General features: G+C 69.2%; 11 protein-coding genes, 1 tRNA gene and 2 pseudogenes. 8 read left to right on the plus strand and 6 right to left on the minus strand.

The features are described from left to right. Window positions 1-112 precede the first annotated feature (112 nt). Both meaB and MKK64_RS27370 read left to right on the plus strand, forming a co-directional pair. The gene (gene meaB / locus MKK64_RS27365; RefSeq protein WP_147843398.1) at window positions 113-1,102 is read left to right on the plus strand and encodes a methylmalonyl Co-A mutase-associated GTPase MeaB; all 990 of its coding nucleotides are present in this window, start codon (window positions 113-115) and stop codon (window positions 1,100-1,102) included. Continuing rightward, window positions 1,099-1,758, plus strand: a complete 660-nt coding sequence (locus tag MKK64_RS27370; RefSeq protein WP_243938880.1) for a peptidase C15 — start codon at window positions 1,099-1,101, stop codon at window positions 1,756-1,758. The genes meaB and MKK64_RS27370 overlap by 4 nt, the downstream gene beginning before the upstream one ends. A 36-nt stretch (window positions 1,759-1,794) precedes the next feature. Here MKK64_RS27370 and MKK64_RS27375 read toward each other — a convergent pair whose 3' ends face one another. Both MKK64_RS27375 and MKK64_RS27380 read right to left on the minus strand, forming a co-directional pair. Continuing rightward, window positions 1,795-2,706, minus strand: coding sequence for a response regulator transcription factor (locus MKK64_RS27375; protein ID WP_243934987.1), 912 nt, complete (start codon window positions 2,704-2,706; stop codon window positions 1,795-1,797). Beyond that, window positions 2,699-6,133, minus strand: a complete 3,435-nt coding sequence (locus tag MKK64_RS27380; protein WP_243938882.1) for an ATP-binding protein — start codon at window positions 6,131-6,133, stop codon at window positions 2,699-2,701. Before MKK64_RS27380 ends, MKK64_RS27375 begins: the two co-directional genes overlap by 8 nt. 285 nt (window positions 6,134-6,418) lie before the next feature. Between MKK64_RS27380 and htpG the strand changes: the two genes are divergently transcribed. Then, window positions 6,419-8,248, plus strand: a complete 1,830-nt coding sequence (gene htpG / locus MKK64_RS27385; protein WP_243938884.1) for a molecular chaperone HtpG — start codon at window positions 6,419-6,421, stop codon at window positions 8,246-8,248. Window positions 8,249-8,355: 107 nt separating this feature from the next. After that, window positions 8,356-8,445: transfer RNA gene (locus MKK64_RS27390), tRNA-Ser, on the plus strand. 298 nt (window positions 8,446-8,743) lie between these two features. On the opposite strand, the pseudogene MKK64_RS27395 reads toward MKK64_RS27390, so the two are convergent. Beyond that, a pseudogene (locus MKK64_RS27395) lies at window positions 8,744-9,000 on the minus strand (hypothetical protein). Between the two features lie 64 nt (window positions 9,001-9,064). Continuing rightward, window positions 9,065-9,283: a hypothetical protein gene (locus MKK64_RS27400; protein ID WP_243938886.1), complete on the minus strand. Its 219-nt coding sequence runs from the start codon at window positions 9,281-9,283 to the stop codon at window positions 9,065-9,067. Window positions 9,284-9,656: 373 nt separating this feature from the next. On the opposite strand from MKK64_RS27400, the gene MKK64_RS27405 reads away from it, so the two are divergent. Continuing rightward, a complete protein-coding gene (locus MKK64_RS27405) occupies window positions 9,657-10,019 on the plus strand; it encodes a hypothetical protein (protein ID WP_243938888.1) in 363 nt (120 codons plus the stop codon). A gap of 100 nt (window positions 10,020-10,119) precedes the next feature. Further along, window positions 10,120-11,091, plus strand: a complete 972-nt coding sequence (locus MKK64_RS27410) for an alpha/beta fold hydrolase (protein WP_243938890.1) — start codon at window positions 10,120-10,122, stop codon at window positions 11,089-11,091. A gap of 14 nt (window positions 11,092-11,105) precedes the next feature. Here MKK64_RS27410 and MKK64_RS27415 read toward each other — a convergent pair whose 3' ends face one another. After that, the gene (locus tag MKK64_RS27415) at window positions 11,106-12,113 is read right to left on the minus strand and encodes a dienelactone hydrolase family protein (protein WP_243938892.1); all 1,008 of its coding nucleotides are present in this window, start codon (window positions 12,111-12,113) and stop codon (window positions 11,106-11,108) included. Window positions 12,114-12,529: 416 nt separating this feature from the next. Here MKK64_RS27415 and MKK64_RS27420 point away from each other — a divergent pair, with 416 nt between their 5' ends. Together MKK64_RS27420 and MKK64_RS27425 are read left to right on the plus strand one after the other, a co-directional pair. Then, complete coding sequence (locus tag MKK64_RS27420) at window positions 12,530-18,472, plus strand: DUF3320 domain-containing protein (protein ID WP_243938894.1); 5,943 nt, start codon at window positions 12,530-12,532, stop codon at window positions 18,470-18,472. Between the two features lie 7 nt (window positions 18,473-18,479). Further along, window positions 18,480-19,118: a hypothetical protein gene (locus MKK64_RS27425; RefSeq protein WP_243938896.1), complete on the plus strand. Its 639-nt coding sequence runs from the start codon at window positions 18,480-18,482 to the stop codon at window positions 19,116-19,118. On the opposite strand, the pseudogene MKK64_RS27430 reads toward MKK64_RS27425, so the two are convergent. Further along, window positions 19,115-19,486 (minus strand): annotated as a pseudogene (locus MKK64_RS27430) (integrase core domain-containing protein); the annotation flags it as partial. The gene MKK64_RS27425 and the pseudogene MKK64_RS27430 overlap by 4 nt on opposite strands.

Here is a 19,486-nt window from a genome sequence, read left to right on the forward strand (position 1 = left end):
CCGCCTCCGTCCTGTCCGGCACCGGCGGCGCTGATGCCGGGATCGCGATCGGCGCGGGCCGACCCGGTCCGTGCCCCTCGACGAACGCCGCCCGCCCCGGCATGAAGGGCGGATGACGCCTCCTTCCCTCGACATCGATGCGCTCCGCACGCGGCTGCTCGCCGGCGACCGGGCCGCGCTCGCCCGCGCCATCACCCTCGCCGAGTCGAAGCGGGCCGATCACCGGGCGCTGGCGCGGGACCTGATCGACGCGGTTCTGCCGCAGACCGGGCAGGCGATCCGCGTCGGCATCACCGGGGTGCCCGGGGTCGGCAAGTCGACGACGATCGACGCGCTCGGCGCCAACCTGACGGCCGCCGGCCACAAGGTGGCGGTGCTGGCGGTCGACCCGTCCTCGACGCGCACCGGCGGCTCGATCCTCGGCGACAAGACCCGGATGGCCCGCCTCGCCCTCGATCCCAACGCCTTCATCCGTCCGTCGCCCTCGTCGGGTACGCTCGGCGGCGTCGCGGCCAAGACCCGCGAGACCATGCTGCTGTGCGAGGCGGCCGGGTTCGACGTGATCCTGGTCGAGACGGTGGGCGTCGGCCAGTCCGAGACGGCGGTTGCGGACCTGACCGACTTCTTCCTGGTGCTGATGCTGCCGGGTGCCGGCGACGAGCTGCAGGGCATCAAGAAGGGCATCCTCGAGCTCGCCGACATGATCGCGGTCAACAAGGCCGACGACGGCGAGGCGGAGCGGCGCGCCAACGCCGCGGCCGGCGAGTACCGCGCGGCGCTCCACATCCTGACGCCGGCCTCCGCCACCTGGACGCCGCCGGTGGTCACCATCTCGGGCTTCCACAACCTGCGCCTCGACGCGATGTGGGACCGCGTCGTCGACCACCGCCAGAAGCTCACCGCCACCGGCGAGATCGCGAGGAAGCGCCGCGAGCAGGACGTGAAGTGGATGTGGGCGCTCGTCCACGAGCGCCTGCACCAGCGCCTCGTCGGCACGCCGGAGGTGCGCAAGCAGACGGCGGAGGCGGAAGGCCGCGTCGCGCAGGGCGAAGCCTCGCCGGCCGCGGGCGCGGCCGCCATCGCCGAGCTGATCGGGCTTTGAGCCTGGCGGCTTCCAGCGGATCGCCGGTTCTTCTGATCACCGGGTTCGGCCCGTTTCCCGGCATGCCGCGCAACCCGAGCGCGGCGCTGGCGCGCCGCCTCGAAAGGTCGAGCCGCCTCAGGTCGGCCCTCGGTCGCGCCCTGCGGGTGCGGGTGCTGGACACCACCTACGACGCGATCGGCACGCAGCTCGTGCCGACGCTGGCGCAGGCGCCCGCGGCGGTGCTGATGCTCGGCGTCGCCTCGCGGGCCAAGCGCATCCGCGTGGAGGCGCGGGCCTGCAACCGGGCGAGCCGGTTCTACCCCGATGCGTCGGGGCGCCCGTCCGCCCACCTCACCCTCGATCCGGACGGGCCGCCGGCCCGCCGTGCCTTCGTCGCGCCCCAGGCTCTTGCGATCATGCGCCGGCACGGGCTGGCGGCGGGGCGCTCGCGCGATGCCGGGCGCTACCTCTGCAACGCCAGCTACTTCCGCGCCCTGGCCGAGCCCTGCCCGGTGCTGTTCGTCCACATCCCGCCGGCGGCAGCGGTGAGGCGGCCCCGCGACGCGGCGCACCCGCGGCACGGCCGACCCGATCCCGCGGCGCAGGCGCGGGCGCTCACGGAGGTGGCCTTGTTCCTTTGCGTTCGGGGACGGGCGGCCGCCTCGAAGCGGTGATGCTGCTTCGAATGTCTCACGTCGCCGCCGCGTCGCTCACCCCAGATCCTGCAGGTGCCGCGCCGCGATTACCGAGGCGGCGGTGCGGTTCTCGACGCCGAGCTTGGCGTAGATGCCCTCCAGGTGCTTCGTCACCGTGCGCGGGCTCAGCCCCAGGATCTCGCCGATGTCGCGGCTCGACTTGCCGCGCGAGAGCCAGAGCAGCACCTCCGCCTCGCGGCCGGTGACGCGAAGCCGATCGCGCAGGCGGTCCAGGCCCGCGGCGGTGTCGTCGCGCGAGAGGCGCAGCAGGATCTCGTCGCCGGTCCGGCCGATGAAGCTGAGGACGTGGGCGCGGCCCTCGCGGTCGCGCAGGCTCAAGGGCGCCGCCGCGCCGCCGTCCAGGGCGTCGCGCAGCCAGGCGCGGCTCGTCGCCGGCAGGGCGAGCGACGCGCCGGGATCGGCCGCGAGGTCGGCGAGCAGGCGCGCGGCCTGCGGCGTGCACCAGGCCACCGCGCCGGCCGCGTCCACGGCGAACAGCGTGCGGCCCGCGGTGTCGAGGGCCGCACGCGCGCTCTGGGCGGCGCGGGCGCTCGCCAGGTGGACGCGGATGCGGGCGAGGATCTCGTCCGGCGCGATCGGCTTGGTCACGTAGTCGACGCCGCCGGCGCCCAACCCCTTCACGATGTGCTCGGTCTCGGTGAGCCCGGTCATGAAGATCACCGGCACGTGCGCGACCTGCGGCTTCGCCTTGAGGCGGCGGCAGGTCTCGAACCCGTCCATGCCCGGCATCATCGCGTCGAGCAGGATCACGTCGGGGGTGATCTCGTCGACCAGCGCCAGGGCGAGGTCGCCCGCCACCGCCACGAGCACGGTGGCCCCGGAGCGCTCGATCGCCTCGGTGAGGAAGCTCAGGGTGTCGGGGGAATCGTCGACGACGAGGACGATGTCGCGCTGCGGCTCAGGCATCCGAGGCGAGGCCTTCCCGATCCACCGTCCGCTCCACGGCCTGCTCGGACATCTCCTGGAGGATGCGCAGGTAGCGCCGCATGTCGAAATCCGCCACGAGGCCGCGCATCTCCGCCACGAAGGCGCCCGGCACGCGCGCATCCTGCGCCATCTCGGCGAGCTTGGCCTCGATGCCGCGGATGTGACCGATCCGGCCGAGGCGCAGCAGGTCGCCGACCTGCTCCGGCGACGGCCCGGCGGTCGCCTCCGGCGGCGGCGTGCCCGGGGCCGGCGGCGGCTCGGGCTCGGGTTCCTGCGTGCCCGTCCATTCCAGGCCGAGCAGCTGCGTGATCCGCTCGAGGAAGTCGCGCAGGTCGAAGGGCTTCGCGATGATCGCGTCGTGCGGGGCGTCGTCGCCGCGGATCGGGCTGATCTCGTGGACGTTGGCCGACATCATCGCGATCCGCCCGGAAAACCCGGTCTCGCGCAGCCGCTTGGCGACCGCCCAGCCCGAGAGCCCCGGCATCGCGATGTCGAGGAGCAGCAGGTCGGGCCGATCCGCCTGCGCCGCGGCGAGGCATGCCGCCCCGTCGGCGGCCTCGATCACGACGAGGCCCTCCGGCTCGAGGATCTCGCGCATCAGCGCGCGGTGGCCGGCATCGTCGTCGGCGACCAGCACCGTCCGCCGGGCGCCGCCGTAGGCCCGGGCCGGGACGGCCAGCGGAAGCGGCGTCGGCGCGGGGCGCGAGACCGAGGCCAGCATCAGGCGGAAGCGGAAGGCGGTGCCGCGGCCGAGCTCGCTCGTCACCGAGATCTCGCCGCCCATCACCTGCGCCAGCAGGTTGGCGATGGTGAGCCCGAGCCCGGTCCCCGGCGTGCCGGCGGCGGCCGGCGTCGCGCCGCGCTCGAACGGCTCGAAGATCCGCTCGAGGTCGGCCTCGGGGATGCCGGGCCCGGTGTCGCGGATCGTGAACACCGCCACCTGGCTGCGGTAGCTGAGGTCGAGCGCGACGTGGCCGCTCTGCGTGAACTTGATCGCGTTCGAGAGCAGGTTGAGCAGCACCTGCCGCAGGCGCTTCTCGTCGGTGGCGACCACCGCGGGCAGGATCTCGGGCCGGGTGAAGCGGAAGTCGAGGCCCGCGGCCTGCGCCTGCAGCCGCACCATGTCGACGATCTGGTCGAGCACGTCGGCGATGCGGATCTCGTCGCGGTGGATCTGCAGGCGGCCCGCCTCCATCCGCGAGATGTCGAGGAGGCCGTCGATCAGGCCCGACAGGTGCTGCGCGCTGCGCCGGATCACCCGGATGCCGTTCTGGCGCGCGGGCGGGATCGCGACGTCGCCTTCGAGCAGCTGGGCGTAGCCGAGCACCGCGCTGAGCGGCGTGCGCAGCTCGTGGCTGATGCCGACGACGTAGCGGCTCTTGGCGAGGTTGGCGGCTTCCGCCGTCTCCTTGGCCGCCTGGAGCTTGGCGTCGGTGACCTTGTGCGCCTCGATCTCGGCCTCGAGCAGCGCGGTCTGGCGCCGGGTCTCGGCCTGCGCGACGCGGCGGCTCTCGTGGGCCAGCACGAACAGCCAGGCGACGACGCCGAGGATGACGATCAGGATGAAGAACACGCTAGTCAGCGCCGCCCGCAACGCCGCGCGGTGCTCGGGATGCTCCAGCGTCGCCCCGGCATGGACGATGCCGAGGATCAGGCCGACCACGGCGACCAGCGTCAGCATCAGCGCGAGGTAGCGCCCGAGCGGCGCGCCGATCCAGGCCGCGGTGCGTGCCGGCACGATCCGGCCGAGCGCGCCTTGCGCCTGCGCCTCCAGCTTGCCGTGCGGCTTGCACAGGTCTCCGCAGCGGGCGTCGAGCGAGCAGCACAGCGAGCAGATCGGCCCGTCATAGGCCGGGCAATGGGCCATGTCCTCGCCCTCGAACGGCAGCTCGCAGACCCGGCAGACGATCTCGCAGTCCCCCCAGTCGGCCTTCGGCGTCCGGGCGAGGTAGTAGCGCCCGCCCGTCCCCCAGGCGATCAGCGGCGCCGCCGCGAACGCGACGCCGAGCGCCAGCAGCGGCGCGAACGGTTGCAGGGCGTGCCCGAGCAGGCCGGCATGGGCGAGGTAGCCGGCGAGCAGCGCCAGCGTCATCGCCCCGGTGCCCACCGGGTTGACGGCGTAGAGGTGCGCGCGCTTGAACTCGATGCCGGGCGGCGACAGGCCGAGCGGCTTGTTGACCGCGAGATCCGACGCCAGCGCCCCGACCCAGGCCGAGACCACGACCGCGTAGAGCGGCAGCGTGCTGGCGATGGTCTTGTCGATGCCGAGCTCCATCAAGAGCAGCGCGATGGCGACGTTGAACACCAGCCACACGACGCGGCCGGGATGGCTGTGGGTGAGCCGCGAGAAGAAGTTCGACCACGCGATCGAGCCGGCATAGGCGTTGGTCAGGTTGATCTTGAGCTGCGAGACCACGACGAAGCCGGTCATCAGGAGCAGCGCGGCCTCCCGCGAGGGCGTGACGTAGCCGAAGGCGACCGCGTACATCCGCGTGGGCTCGGCGGCGTTCTCCGGCGCGACGCCGTGCGTCATCGCCAGCACCGCGAGGAAGGCGCCGAGCAGGATCTTGAGCATCCCCGGCACGATCCAGCCGGCGCCGGCCGCCAGCACCGCCGCCCACCAGCGCCGGTCGATCCGCCCCGCCTGCCGCCCCTTCGCCTCCGGCACGAAGCGCAGGAAGTCGACCTGCTCGCCGACCTGCGCCAGCAGCGCCAGCAGCACGCCGACGGCGAGGCCGAAGCGGGCCGCGTCGAGCCCGGTGCCCGCGCCCGGGGCGAGGCCGGGGAAGGCAAGCAGCGCCGCGAGCGGCGCGTCGCCCTTCCAGGCGATGCAGGCCAGCGGTAGCAGGTTGAGGCCGATCCACAAGGGTTGGGTCCCGATCTGGAACCGGCTGATCAGGCGGATGCCGTAGACGACGAGCGGGATCACGATCGCGGCGCAGGCGAGATAGCCGATCCACAGCGGCAGGCCGAAGCAGAGCTGCAGCGCCAAGGCCATGATCGCGGCTTCGATGGCGAAGAACAGGAACGTGAAGCTCGCATAGATCAGCGAGGTCACGGTCGAGCCGAGATAGCCGAAGCCGGCCCCGCGGGTGAGCAGGTCCATGTCGACGCCGTAGCGGGCGGCGTAGATCGTGATCGGCGCGGCGGTGGCGAAGATCAGCACGCCGACGACGAGGACGGCGGCCAGCGTGTTGGGGAAGCCGGTGGCCAGGACAAGCGTGCCGCCGATCGCCTCCAGCGCCAGGAACGAGAGCGAGCCGAGCGCCGTCTGCGCCACCTGGAACGCGGACCAGCGCCGCGCCTTCTTGGCGGTGAAGCGCAGCGCGTAATCCTCCAGCGTCTCGTCGGCGACGAGGCGGTTGTAGTCCCGGCGGATCGGGATGATGTGCTGGCGCCCGCTCATGGCGTGGTGGTCGGTCCCGAATCGTCCCCGGACGGCGTGGCCCGCGGACCGTGCGGCATCGATAGGCCGGATCGGCGCGGGATACGCAAAAATCGTGCGCCGCCCGCGCGGTTCGCGGGGGGCCGACAGCATTGAATTCGCGGGGCCGCGACGGCATATCGCCACCGCATCCGCGCCCCGGGTCCTGCGGGATCGGGCGCCGCGCGGACCTGTCCTGATGCGCTGCCCGACGACGAACCGACGTCCACTTCGTCCGGCGGCGCCTTGTGAAGTGGAGCGACGAACGTGAGCGAGACGGTGGAGCGGCACGAATTCGGTGCCGAAGTCGGGCGGCTGCTGGATCTCGTGGTCCACGCCCTCTATTCCGACCGCGAGATCTTCCTGCGGGAACTGGTGGCCAACGCCGCCGACGCGATGGATCGCCGCCGGTTCGAGGCGCTGACCTCGGCGGCGAGCGCGCTGCCCGCCGACGCGAAGGTGCGGATCACCCCCGACAAGCCGGCGCGCACGCTCACGGTCTCGGATGCCGGCATCGGCATGAGCAAGGAGGACCTCGCCTCCAACCTCGGCACCATCGCGCGCTCGGGCACGCGGGCCTTCTCGCAGACGCTGGCGGAGGCCAAGCCCGACGAGAAGCCGAGCCTGATCGGCCAGTTCGGCGTCGGCTTCTACTCGGCCTTCATGGTCGCCGACCGGGTCACCGTCACCTCGCGCCGCGCGGGCACCGACGAGGCCTGGACCTGGGCCTCGGAGGGCCAGGGCAGCTACACGCTCGAGCCGGCGACCCGCGAGGAACCCGGCACCACGATCGTGATGCACCTGAAGGAGGACGCCGACGAGTACCTGGAGAGCTACCGGCTCGACCATCTCGTGCGCAAATGGGCCGACTTCATCACCGTGCCGATCGCCATCGTCGAGGACGGCAAGGAGGAATCGGCCAACCAGGGCACCGCGCTCTGGCGCAAGCCGAAATCCGAGATCACGCCGGAGCAGTACGAGGAGTTCTACCGCTCGGTCGGGATGAACTTCGACAAGCCGTGGGCGACGCTGCACTGGCGCGCCGAGGGCGCGCTCGAGTTCTCGGCGCTGCTGTTCGTGCCCGGGATGAAGCCGTTCCAGGCGGTCGAGGGCGAGCGCGAGAGCAAGGTTCGCCTGCATGTCCGGCGCATGTTCATCACCGACGACGCCAAGCTGCTGCCGTCCTGGCTGCGCTTCGTGCAGGGCGTGGTCGACACCGAGGACCTGCCGCTCAACGTCTCGCGCGAGATGCTGCAGACCACGCCGGCGCTGGCCAAGATCCGCCGCGCCGTCACCGGCCGGGTGCTCTCCGAGCTGACGAGCCGGGCCAAGGACGCCGAGGGCTACCAGGCCTTTTGGGAGAATTTCGGTCCGGTGGTGAAGGAGGGCATCTACGAGGACCACGAGCGCCGGGCCGAGATCGCGCCGCTGCTGCGCTTCAAGTCCTCCGCGGTCGAGGGCTGGACCGGGCTCGCCGACTACGTCGCTCGGATGAAGGACGGCCAGGAGGCGATCTACTACCTCGTCGCCGACGACGCCGACGCCCTCGCGCGCTCGCCCCAGCTCGAAGGCTTCCGCGCCCGCGGGCTTGAGGTGCTGCTGCTCTCCGACCACGTCGACGCGTTCTGGCCCGAGCAGCTCGCGCGCTTCGAGGAGAAGCCGCTGCGCTCGGTGACGCAGGGCGCCCTCGACCTCTCGAAGTTCGCCGGCGACGGCGAGGCTGCCGAGCCCCCGGCCGGGATCGAGGGCCTCGTCGCGAAGATCAAGGCGGCCTTGTCCGAGGACGTCTCGGACGTGCGCGCCACCGACCGCCTCGTCGACAGCGCGGTGGTGCTGGCCGCCGGCGGCAGCGGCCCCGACCTCCAGATGCAGCGCCTGCTGCGCCGGGCGGGCCGCGCCGCCGGCGGCGGCAAGCCGATCCTGGAGATCAACCCGCGCCACCCGCTGATCCGCGCGCTGGCCGAAGGCCCGGAGGACGCCGTCGCCCCGGCCGCCGGCACCCTCCTCGACCTCGCCCGCATCCAGGACGGCGACACCCCGCGCGACCCGGTCGCCTTCGCCCAGGTCGTCGCGGCGGCGCTCGCCGCGAAAGCCTGAGGCGCATGGCGACCTTCGCCGGCGACGACGATCGAAAGATCGCATTCCGGCTTGTGATCCGGCGGTGCTTCATGCTAGGCACCGCCGGTCTCGACGAGGCACCTCGCGGAGAGGTGGCAGAGCGGTTGATTGTACCGCACTCGAAATGCGGCATGGGTGCAAGCCCATCGGGGGTTCGAATCCCCCCCTCTCCGCCAATCGACCCGTAACGCACACCATAAATTGTGCCTTTTGGCTGCGTTTCTGACCTCTATCGCAGCATAATTTGTCCGGCGAACAGCAGCGCCGTTGATAAATCAGCGTTTTCTCAACCCTCCCAATTCGCTCGTTTGACTGCTTGCCTCCAGCGGATGCGCGCCAGGATAGGGCGCTCGTATCGGGGTCATTATCCGCTACAACCGACAGTTCTGACGATAGCTTGTTGCGGTCGCCCAAACGAAAGGGCCTCGGCGATAAGCCGAGGCCCTTTCCAATGTACGAGGCGTCAGGAGGCAATCAGTACGAGCGAGAGGTCGTTGTCGTCGTAGCGGCCGAGCCAGTCGAGGTCGGCACCGTGTTCGTGGTCGACGCTTTGTTGGCCTGGTGACGACCGACCGCACAACCAGCGGCCGCCCCGGCGATGCCGTGGCCGACCACGTGGCCGGCGAGACCGCCAACCAGGGCACCCCCTTGATGCAACCCTTGGCCTCGGCCTCTCCGAGGCCGGCGACGGCGGTCAGGGCGAGAACGGAAGCGATGGTGAGCGCGCGCATAGCGGATCTCCGAAACAGGATGCCCCAACAAACACTCATCCGAGCGATCCCGTTCGATCACATCTCAGCGGGCGGTGGCTTCGACGATGCGGCGGGAGGCCTCCGACGACGCCCGCACCAAGCTCGGCGTGGTCGTGATCTCGGTCGCCGGCCGGACGGACGCGGTCGGACGCGCCTGCTCGCGGTAGAGCGGCGGCGTGAAGTCGATGCGCTCGCCGGCCATGGCCGAACCGAAAGCCGGAACGACGGCGAGCGCGGCGAGAACGAAGGCGCGCATGGTCATGATCATTTTCCCCTTGATCGCCGGGGTCCGCCCCGGCCTATGACCGTACACTGCGCTGCACTGCACCATGGAGCAAACAGATCTCGTCGATAGCTGGTATCGATGCCGTCAATCCAATCTGCGGTCTCTTGCGCGCTTGATGCATCGCGCTCCGGTTCAGGCGGCGTGCGCCCTCCGCCACGGCATGATCCGCCTCGAAGGTTTCTTCGGCCAGAGAGGATCATTCGGTCCGATCGGCCGTTATCGTATTGCATCGCAATAATTTGAACGGTGCTCCACTCCGAACGGGGACGCCTGAGCCCGGCAACGCTCGCGTTGCGCGCGGCCCGTGTTGCGATGCCGACCGCTGCCCGGCAGCCCACAGGATCTCCCCATGCGCCTCGAACTTTCCCGGGCGGCTTCGGCCGTTCTACTCGGCCTTACCCAGCTTCCGGCTCACGCCAGTTCCTGCGCCGAGCAGATCGGAACGATCGAACGCCGTCTCGATAGCGCCGGTGCCGTCCATATCGCCGGACTACAGGACGGCCATGCCCTCCGCAGCAACCACTCGCCGAAGGCGCTGGCCGCCGCCCCGGCTGGCGAACCCAGCGATGCCACGATGATCTCCACGTCGGCGCACGTCGCGGATGCCCGACACCTCCTCGAGCGGACGGTCGCAGAGGATCGCCAGGGCCATCAGCGTGCGTGCGAAGAAACGATGACCGAAGCCAAAGGCATGATCGGCGCACTGCCGTAGAGCCGCGCAACGACCCCGTGCCGACGGGGTCCTCACCGCATGCCTTCGGAGCGATCCAGCCGATCGTGGAGCATGTCCCGCAATCCAACAGGATCTCCGCATGACACGCCATTCCACCACAAGCCGCTGGCTCGCACCGACGCTGATCGGGTCCGCGGCCGCGCTCGCCGCCTCGGCGCTCTATACGGCCGCGAAGACGCGGGACGCCGAGCACGAGACCCCACCGATCGGCGCGTTTCTCACCGTCGATGGGGTGCGGCTGCACTATGTCGAGCGCGGCCGCGGACCGGCTCTCGTGCTGATCCACGGCAACGGCATGATGATCCAGGACTTTTTGGTCAGCGGCATCGTCGACGACCTCGCCGAGCGGTATCGGGTGATCATCATCGACCGACCCGGCTACGGCTACAGCGATCGCCCACGCGGCCTCTGGACGCCACGCGCCCACGCCACACTGTTCCAGAAGGCGCTCCAGCAGCTCGGCGTCTCGCAGGCCGTCGTGCTCGGACACTCGTGGGGTGCGCTGGTGGCGGTCGCCCTGGCACTTCAGGCTCCGCAACTCGTCCGCAGCCTCGTGCTGGCCTCCGGGTACTACTACCCGACGCTGCGCGCCGACGTGCTGCTCACGTCACCGGTTGCGGTCCCCGGCATCGGTGACCTGATGCGCCATACGGTGTCGCCCGTACTTGGGCGGCTCATGCAGCCCGCCCTGATCAAGGCAATGTTCGCGCCGGCGGACGTTACGGAGCGCTTCGACCGCGAATTCCCGAAGGCGATGATGCTGCGCCCGTTGCAGCTGCGCGCCTCGGCAGAGGACGCTGCGCTGATGACGCCGGTGACGTTCGAGCTCGAGAAGCACTACCGCGACCTCACGCTCCCGGTGGTGATCATCGTCGGCGGCGACGATCAGATCGCCGACGTCGATCGGCAATCGAAACGGTTGCACAGCGAACTGCCGAACAGCGAACTCGTCGTCGTCCCTGGAATGGGCCACATGATCCAGCAACTCGCGCCGCGCGAGGTCGTCGATGCGATCGATCGGGCCGCGGAGCAGATTCGCGACGCTGCATGACGCCGGGAGGGGCCTCAGCGCCCTCCGAAAGCCGCCTCAAGGGCGTCCGTCACGCCCTTGAGGGTCGCGACACGGGCGGCCTCGTCCGACCCGATATGCGGATCCCGCTGCACGCACGGATCTGCATACGTGAACGGCGTGTCCTTCGGCCCCTCGACGATCGCCCCGTCTGCATCCTCATGGAGCGAGCAAGCTCGAACCGTCTGCGCGCCCTTGGCTACCGTTGGCTGGGCCGGGCCCGCGGGGTTGTCGTAGACGTGCTGCGCCCCTGGAAACACGGTAAGGCTGACGTCAGACCCCGCCGCCTTTAACCGCTCCATGTAGGCAGCGCAGGACGCCGCCGGGTTGTAATCGTCGCCGCTGCCTCCGAACATCCGGATCGGGCGGGCGGCGACCGCGGTGTCATCTTGGAAGCGGATTGAACAGTCCGGGTAGACCGGCAGGAACACGGCCGGCGTGATACCGGAGCGGTTCCAGTTCGCGTCGAAGCGCTTGAGGCTGGCATAGAGTGCGGCCTGCCCGCCGCGCGAGAACCCCATCACCGCGACCCGCGCCGGGTCGACCCGGGGGTGCTTCGCTAGAACGCCAAGCGCCCGGTAGATATCGAGGATTAGGTTCGTGCGAGACAGCAGGCTCTGATCGGTGTTGACCGACGTCAGCCCACGACCGGTGAAGCCGTCGAGGGCGAAGGTCGAAATTCCCCGCGAGCCAAGAGCCCGCTGCCAGAACTCGATGTTGCCGCTGAGGCCCCCCGAGCCATGCATCAGAATGACGGTCGGCAGACGGTCCGCGCCCGGTTTGGCGATGCGCAGAACACCTGTGACCGTCACCGGCTTTGCGCCGTCCGATGATCCAGTCAAGAACTGCCGGTCGGTCAGCGTCAGGCTGGCGATCGGATGGACCTCGACGCGGGCGGCGTAGCTGCCGAGATCAGCGACGCCATCGCCCACTGGCTCGGCCGCTGCCCCTGTAAAACTGTACGCCATCAGGCCGGCCGCGAGGAATAGGGACAGTCGCTGCATCAAATTCGCCTCCCAGGGTCGGGCAAACATAGGGACAACCTCCGATGCTTGTCCCGCGTTCGGTGCGCAGCGTGTGTCGCAATTGGCGCTATTGTCAGGAGGAGGGCACAGACAGAACGCCTCAACCGATCGGACACGTCGCACCCTGGACTGACAAGGCCGACAATTCTGACAATAGGTCGGTAAGCCTCAGGGCTACATCCGCGCTGCCATAGCGTTCGACAGTCACCTCTCAGGAAGGGGTCCGCTCCGCCCTGGTAGGGGAGCGACTGAAGCCACGGGTTGGTGAATTCGTCCAAGCATCCGCCAAGCGAGAATCCTAAGGTGCTTGATTGAGGTTAGTACGCCGCGAGTCGGCGGCCTTGCGCTACTTGAGGCTGTCTCCATACAGTCCAGCTCAGGACAAGGGGGAAGCCGTGCAGGACGGTATCCAAATCACGTGCTCGGTCACGGAGCACGTCAGTCTCGCGTACCACGAGAATGCGGTCCCGGTGATCCGCGAGGTGGTGGTCGAGAACATCTCCGAGCAGGAGCTTTCCGATGTCCGCGTGCGGATCGAAAGCCGGCCCGCTGTCGTCCAGCCGCTCACCCTCCGCATCGATCGCATTCCAGCGGGATCGAACCACCACATCGAATTGCCGGACGTTCGGCTCGATGCGGCTTTGCTCGCCAACTTCACCGAGGCAAGCCGTCTTGAACTGACGGTCATCGTCGAGGATGCGACCGGCGAGAAAGCCCGGCATCTCGAAGAGCTTCGGGTCCTGCCGCCTTCGCATTGGGGTGGTGGCCGAAGCGCGCCCGAATTGCTCGCGGCCTTCGTCCGTCCCAACGACCCCGCCGTCGACGTTGTCCTGCGCGATGCTGCGACGAAGCTCGGCGATGCGGGGCGCGAGACCGGCCTGAACGGCTACACGACCGGCAAGAAGTCCCGCGCCTGGGAGTTGGCCGAGGCGATCTGGGCGGCGATCGCGGACCGCCGGATCGCCTACGTTCTGCCGCCGGCAAGCTTCGAGCGGGCCGGGCAGAAGGTGCGCGGCCCGGGCGACGTGATGGAGCGCAAGGTCGGGACCTGCCTCGATCTCTCGCTGCTCTACGCCGCCTGCCTCGAGCAGGCTGGGCTGAACCCGGTGCTGGTGCTCACGGCCGGCCATGCCTTCGTCGGCGTCTGGCTGCAGGACGACGACTTCGCCAGCGCGAGCGTCGACGATATGCAGTTGCTCCGCAAGCGGCGTGATTTGCAGGATCTCGTCTTCGTCGAGACGACCCTGCTCACGCCGGATCCGCCGGCGACTTTCAAAGTCGCGACCACCCAGGGCGGCGTCCAGGTCGAGGACGAGGCCCCCGCGGCGCTGGAAATCGCCATCGACGTCCGGCGCTGCCGTCGGCGCGGGATCCGTCCGATGGATCTCGGCGACGGAAAGCCGACCGGCATCGCGCCTGCGCCGACGATCCCGCTGAACCAGACGCTGTCTGCACCGCCGAGCTTCGACGAGGAAGCGCGCGCGCCGGTCGACGAAGCTCCCGAAACGCCGATCGGCCGCGTGGAACGCTGGAAGCGCAAGCTTCTCGACCTGACGCTTCGCAACAAGCTGCTGAACTTCAAGCCGGGCAAAGGGTCCGTCAGCCTCGAATGCGCTTCGCCCGGTTCGCTAGAAGATGGCCTCGCGGCAGGCACCGAGTATCGCCTGAAGCCGCTCTCGGACGTGCTGACCGGATCGGATGAGCGCAGCGCAGACCTCTACGCGCGTCGTCATCACGACGATGGCCGCCGCAGCTATCTGGAGGCGGCGCTCGAGCGGAAGGAAATCTACACGACCTCGACCGAGGCCGATCTCGACCGTCGCCTGCTTGATCTCTACCGGCTCGCCCGCAACGGCTTCGAGGAGGGCGGGGCCAACATCCTGTTCCTGGCCGTGGGCTTCCTGTCATGGACGAAGAAGGAGGGTGAGGCCGCCTATCGCGCGCCGCTGCTCCTGGTCCCCGTCACCCTCAAGCGCTCGAGCGTGCGGGCCGGCTTCAAGCTTGCCCTCCACGACGACGAGGTGCGGATCAACCCGACCCTGCTCGAGATGCTGCGCGAAGACTTCAAGCTTCGGATGCCGGAGTTGGAGGGGGACCTTCCTCGGGATGGGTCCGGGTACGACGTCGACGGTATCTTCCGGATCGTCCGCCAGCACGTGAAGGAACTGCGCGGCTGGGAGGTGGTGCCGGACGTGGTCCTCTCGGCCTTCTCCTTCACCAAGTACCTGATGTGGAAGGACTTGGTCGACCGGGCGGAGGTGCTCAAGCGCAACCCCATTGTCCGCCATCTCATCGACACGCCCAAACACTCCTACGGCGACGGCACGCCTTTCCCGGAACCGACACGCCTCGATCGGGAGCACCCGCCCGAGACCGTGTTTGCGCCGCTGTCAGCCGATTCCTCTCAGCTCTCGGCGGTCCTCGCCGCCGCCGGTGGCAAGGACTTCGTGCTGTTCGGGCCGCCCGGGACCGGCAAGCGCCAGACCATCGGCAACATGATCGCCCAGTGCCTCGCCCAGGGGCGCACCGTGCTGTTCGTCTCGCAAAAGACCGCCGCCCTGGAGGTCGTGCAGCGCCGCCTGCAGGAGATCGGCCTCGGCGACTATTGCCTCGAGGTCCACTCGACCAAAGCCCAGAAATCGGCCGTCCTCGGCCAGCTGCGCCGGGCCTGGCACGAGCGCTCGACACCGTCACAGGGCACCTGGGACGCTGCGACGAGCGACCTCGCGAGCCTGCGCGAGGAACTGAACGGCCTAGTGAACGCCCTCCATCGACGACGCGAGAACGGGCTTTCCGCCTATGAGGCCTTCGGGCGTGTGATCGCGGCCGGCGGCGGCGCGCCTCCGCTCGTTCTCACGTGGCCGGATCACCTCGCCCACAACGAGACGACGCTTGCCAACCTGCGCACGGCCTGCCGAGAGCTTCGCCCCGTCCTCGCGTCCGTCGGATCGCTGGTGGATCACCCGCTCCAGGGCGTCGAGGCCACCCAGTGGTCGCCGGTCTGGCGCGACGACATGGGCACCGCGATCCGAGCCGTAGAACAGACGCTCGGTGCGCTTCGTGTCAGCGGGCAGACCTTCGCCGAGGCGGTCGGCCTACCCACCCTGCTCGCGACCTACGCCGGAACGCGCGGGCTCATGGTGCTCGGCAACTACCTTGTGCGGTCGGAAGCCCGTTGCGGGGTCGCCTTCCTGGCCGACGGGGCCGGCGACCTGCGCCGGGCCGTCGCCGCGCGCGAGCGCATTCAGGCCACAAAGGCCCAGCTACTCGGCCGGCTCACCGGTCGCTACGGACCGGGCATCCTCGATCAGAATCTAAGCGCGCTGCTGGCCGAGTGGGTCGCCGCACAGGGGTCGAACTTCCTGACAAAGGGCGGCAAGCAAAGACGCGTTGCGGCGCAGGTCCAGCCCTACGCCGAGGGGCCGCTGCCCCCCGATCTTGGGCCGGCTCTCACGGGGCTGATCGAGGTCGCCAAGCACGTCAAAACCGGATGCCTGGAGGAGTTGCTCCTCGCCCGGCTCGGGCTACCGTGGAGCAATCCGGACTGCGCGGCGTCCGAATTCGCGCCGGCGATCACTTGGGCCGAGAAGGTCGAGCAACTGCTCGACATCCTGGGGCCGCTGTCCCTCGGGATCGATGGCCTACGCGATCATCTGGTGCATCTCGTTGAGCGTCAGGGTCGTGCGCTGGCCGAGGGCGGACGCATCGCGCAAAGCTACGCCGCCTTCGCGCAGGATCGAGGCCGGGCGAACGAGGCGATGAAAACGCTCGGCCTCCTGGCGGATCGCGCCGATCCAGAGGAGCCGTTGGCCGCCGACGCCGACTGGATCGAACAGAGCCTCGCTCTCGTCCGACGCTGGTCGTCAGGGCTGGGACGCGCCCAGGGGTGGTGCGCCTGGCAAGCCGCCGCCCAGAATGCACGTCAGACCGGTCTCACGCCGCTGATCGACGCCCTGGAAGACGGCCGCGTCGCCTCTAACCGCGCGGAAGCGGCCTTTGAGGCCGCCTATGCGCGTTGGTGGATCGACCGCGTCGTCAGCCACGACCCGGTGCTGCGGCGCTTCCTACCAGAGCGGCACGAGGATGCGATCCAGCGCTTCCGCGCCGCCGACGATCGGGTCACCGAACTCTCCAAGCAGGTCGTCCGCTCGCGCCTCGGCGGCGGCATCCCAGGGGCGACCGCCTTTGGGGCCGACCCGGAATGGGGCACGCTCTCGCACGAGCTGACGAAGAAGACGGCGCACATGCCGCTGCGAAAGCTGTTCGGCCGGATGCCGACGGCGCTGACCAAGCTCACCCCCTGCGTGATGATGAGCCCGCTCTCGATCGCGCAGTACCTGCCGCCCGATAAAGAGCCGTTCGACGTTGTCATCTTCGACGAGGCCTCGCAGATCTCGCCGTGGGATGCCATCGGTGCGCTCGCTCGAGCCAAGCAGGTCGTTATCGTCGGCGACCCTGAGCAGCTGCCGCCGACGAACGTTGGAGACCGCGGCGTCGACGACATCGAGGATGGCAGCGACGTTACGGACCAGGAGTTCATCCTCGACGAATGCCTCGCCGCGAACATCCCCCGGCGGAACCTCGACTGGCACTATCGCAGCCGCCACGAAAGCCTGATCGCCTTCTCAAACAGCCGCTACTACGGCGGCCGGCTCGTAACCTTCCCGTCCCCCGTGACCGACGACCGGGCTGTCCGGCTCACCCTCGTGCCGGATGGGGTCTACGAGCGTGGATCGGGCCGCGTGAACCGACCTGAGGCTCGCGCCGTGGTCGCCGACATCGTGCGTCGCTTGCGCGATCCGAGCTTCGCCGAGGAGCGTCGCTCGCTCGGTGTCGTCACGTTCAATGGCGAGCAGCAGCGCCTGATCGAGAACCTCCTCGACGAGCAGCGGCGGTCCTATCCCGAATTGGAGCCGTTCTTCGATAAGGACCGCTGGCATGAGCCCGTGTTCGTGAAGAACCTCGAGAACGTGCAGGGCGACGAGCGCGACGTCATCATCTTCTCGGTCGCGGTCGGTCCGGATCAGACCGGGCGTCCGGTGAGCACGGTATCGTCGCTCAACAAGGATGGCGGACACCGCCGCCTGAACGTCGCGATCACCCGCGCCCGGCGCGAACTCGTCGTGTTCGCCTCGATGAGGCCGGAGCAGATCGATCTCAGCCGCACGCGGGCGCGAGGCGTCCGAGACTTCAAGCACTTCCTCGAATTCGCCGACCGTGGCGCGCGGGCGCTGGCCGAGGCTTTCGCGCCGACCGGCGGCGACGTCGAATCCCCGTTCGAGGCCGCGGTGATGGCGGGGCTCGAAGCCAGGGGCTGGACTGTCCATACGCAGATCGGCGTCTCCGGCTTCCGGATCGACCTTGGCATCGTCCATCCCGACGCTCCGGGACGCTACCTTGCCGGCGTCGAATGCGATGGCGCGACCTACCACAGCTCGGCCACGGCCCGGGACCGCGATCGCCTACGCGAGCACGTTCTGACCGATCTCGGCTGGCGCATTCGCCGGGTGTGGAGCACCGAGTGGTGGATGGACGCCGAGGGCGCACTCGCCAAGCTCGATCAGCGCCTGATCGCGGACCTTGAAGCCGATCGCGCCAAGGCTGCAGCAGCAGCGCCTAGCGATGTCGCTGTCGAACCCGAGGCGGTCGAACGAGAGCATGACGAGCCGACGGGGGAGCCCGAGGTCACCCCACCCGTCGATAAGGTGCCGAGCGAGCCGGCAAACGACCAGGAGCCCGTCACCGACGCCATTTCGCAGCGTCTCTACGCGGACCAGGTCGTGCCGGTCACACCGCCGGCCCCGAAGCCGGAGGTCCGCGATGACGTTCGGGCTTATAAGATCGCGGATCTGAACGATCTCGGCCGCTCGGTCGAACCCGGTCGTTTCTACGATGCCTCCTACCGGCAGGCGCTCAGCGCCATGGTCGACCACGTCCTCGCCGTGGAAGGGCCGATCTACGAGGAGCTGCTCATCAAGCGCATCGCTCGGGCGCACGACATCCAGCGGGTCGGCCCGCTCGTCCGGGAGGCGATCGCGGACCGGATTGATGCCTCGGTCGCCCGAACCGAGGATGACGGACGGCCTGTCCTCTGGCCGCGTGGCGAGGAGCCCCGCACGAGCTATCCTCACCGGCCAGCCAGCGCAGCCATCCGCAGTCACACCGAAACACCGATGCCGGAACTCGTCGGGATTGCGATGACCCTGCCGTCCAACGCCTCAGAAGCCGAGCGCGCCAGGTTGATCGGCCAGCGGCTCGGGTTGTCTCGCATCGAAGCCTCCGCGCGGGCTCGGTTCGAGCGGGCGAGCGAACTCGCCCGCCAGGCCGCGGTGGCGTGAGGCAAGAATGCGCGTCGGGATCGTCACGGCTCTGGTTCTGCTAAGCAGCTTCGAGGCAGCGGTCGCACAAGGTGTTCAGGACGATCCACGGCGCAGGCGGTTTGTCCTGCCGTCGGTCAGGGAGGCGACCGACTGCATCGCACGTGAGACCCTGAACGAGCCCGGCATCGAGGGCGGGACGAAGCCCGGCCAGTTTCGGGCCGCTCTCGCCCAGCCGATGCGCCAATGTGCCGACGAAGTCGACGCGATGATCGCGGCCCACGACCAAGTCTACTATCCAGGGTACGGCGAGGCCTTTTTCCAAGGGCCCTACCTCCAGGACCTCGTGCGGGCCATACAAAAGCGGATCGGTCCCGAACTCGCGCGCCGCACCTCGGAAGCCGCCGAACGTGCTGCGGCCGCACAACACCCGAAACCCGGCTTTCAGGTCGCCCAGCCGGCTCAGAAGCCGTTCGATCAGAACGCCGAGCAAGCCAAGCGCGAGGCTGAAGAGCGCGAGAAACGCGAAGTCGATGCGATGTGGCAGCGGTCCCGCCAAGCGAACGCGGCACCCGCAACAGCGCCCGCAGCTGCGCCGACGATGAGTACGCCGGCGGCTCACTCGGACCTGATCGGCCCCCACGAGGTGATCCAGGGGCAAAGTTAGTGCACGGTGGGCCGCTCCGCCACGGGCAGCTTGGCCGGCGGAGCTGGTCGGGCGAGCGCAGCCGGCCAAGCGGAGAAGGCTGGCACGAACACCTCCGGTGCCGGCGGCCGGTATCCCAGCGAGGCATGCGGGCGCACGCCGTAGTAGAGACGTCGCCAGCTTTCGATGACGACCTGCGCTGCCCTTAGTGTGTAGAAAATCGCACTGTTCAGGAATTCGTCGCGAAGCCGGGCGTTGAAGCTTTCGATGTAACCAGTCTCCCACGGTGAGCCGGGCGTGATGTTGTCCGTCGTTGCTCAGACTCTGATGATCCAAGCTTTTACGATCTTCACAACGAACACCAGGCCTTTATATGAACGGATATAGTC

Source organism: Methylobacterium sp. E-025 (assembly GCF_022829705.1).
In the GTDB taxonomy this organism is placed as follows: Bacteria; Pseudomonadota; Alphaproteobacteria; order Rhizobiales; family Beijerinckiaceae; genus Methylobacterium.

Coding starts and splice junctions, on each gene's coding strand:
- meaB (WP_147843398.1), top strand. CDS start 113: ATGACGCCTCCTTCCCTCGACATCGATGCGCTCCGCACGCGGCTGCTC.
- MKK64_RS27375 (WP_243934987.1), bottom strand. CDS start 2,706: ATGCCTGAGCCGCAGCGCGACATCGTCCTCGTCGTCGACGATTCCCCC.
- MKK64_RS27380 (WP_243938882.1), bottom strand. CDS start 6,133: ATGAGCGGGCGCCAGCACATCATCCCGATCCGCCGGGACTACAACCGC.
- MKK64_RS27400 (WP_243938886.1), bottom strand. CDS start 9,283: ATGACCATGCGCGCCTTCGTTCTCGCCGCGCTCGCCGTCGTTCCGGCT.
- MKK64_RS27405 (WP_243938888.1), top strand. CDS start 9,657: ATGCGCCTCGAACTTTCCCGGGCGGCTTCGGCCGTTCTACTCGGCCTT.
- MKK64_RS27410 (WP_243938890.1), top strand. CDS start 10,120: ATGACACGCCATTCCACCACAAGCCGCTGGCTCGCACCGACGCTGATC.
- MKK64_RS27415 (WP_243938892.1), bottom strand. CDS start 12,113: ATGCAGCGACTGTCCCTATTCCTCGCGGCCGGCCTGATGGCGTACAGT.
- MKK64_RS27425 (WP_243938896.1), top strand. CDS start 18,480: ATGCGCGTCGGGATCGTCACGGCTCTGGTTCTGCTAAGCAGCTTCGAG.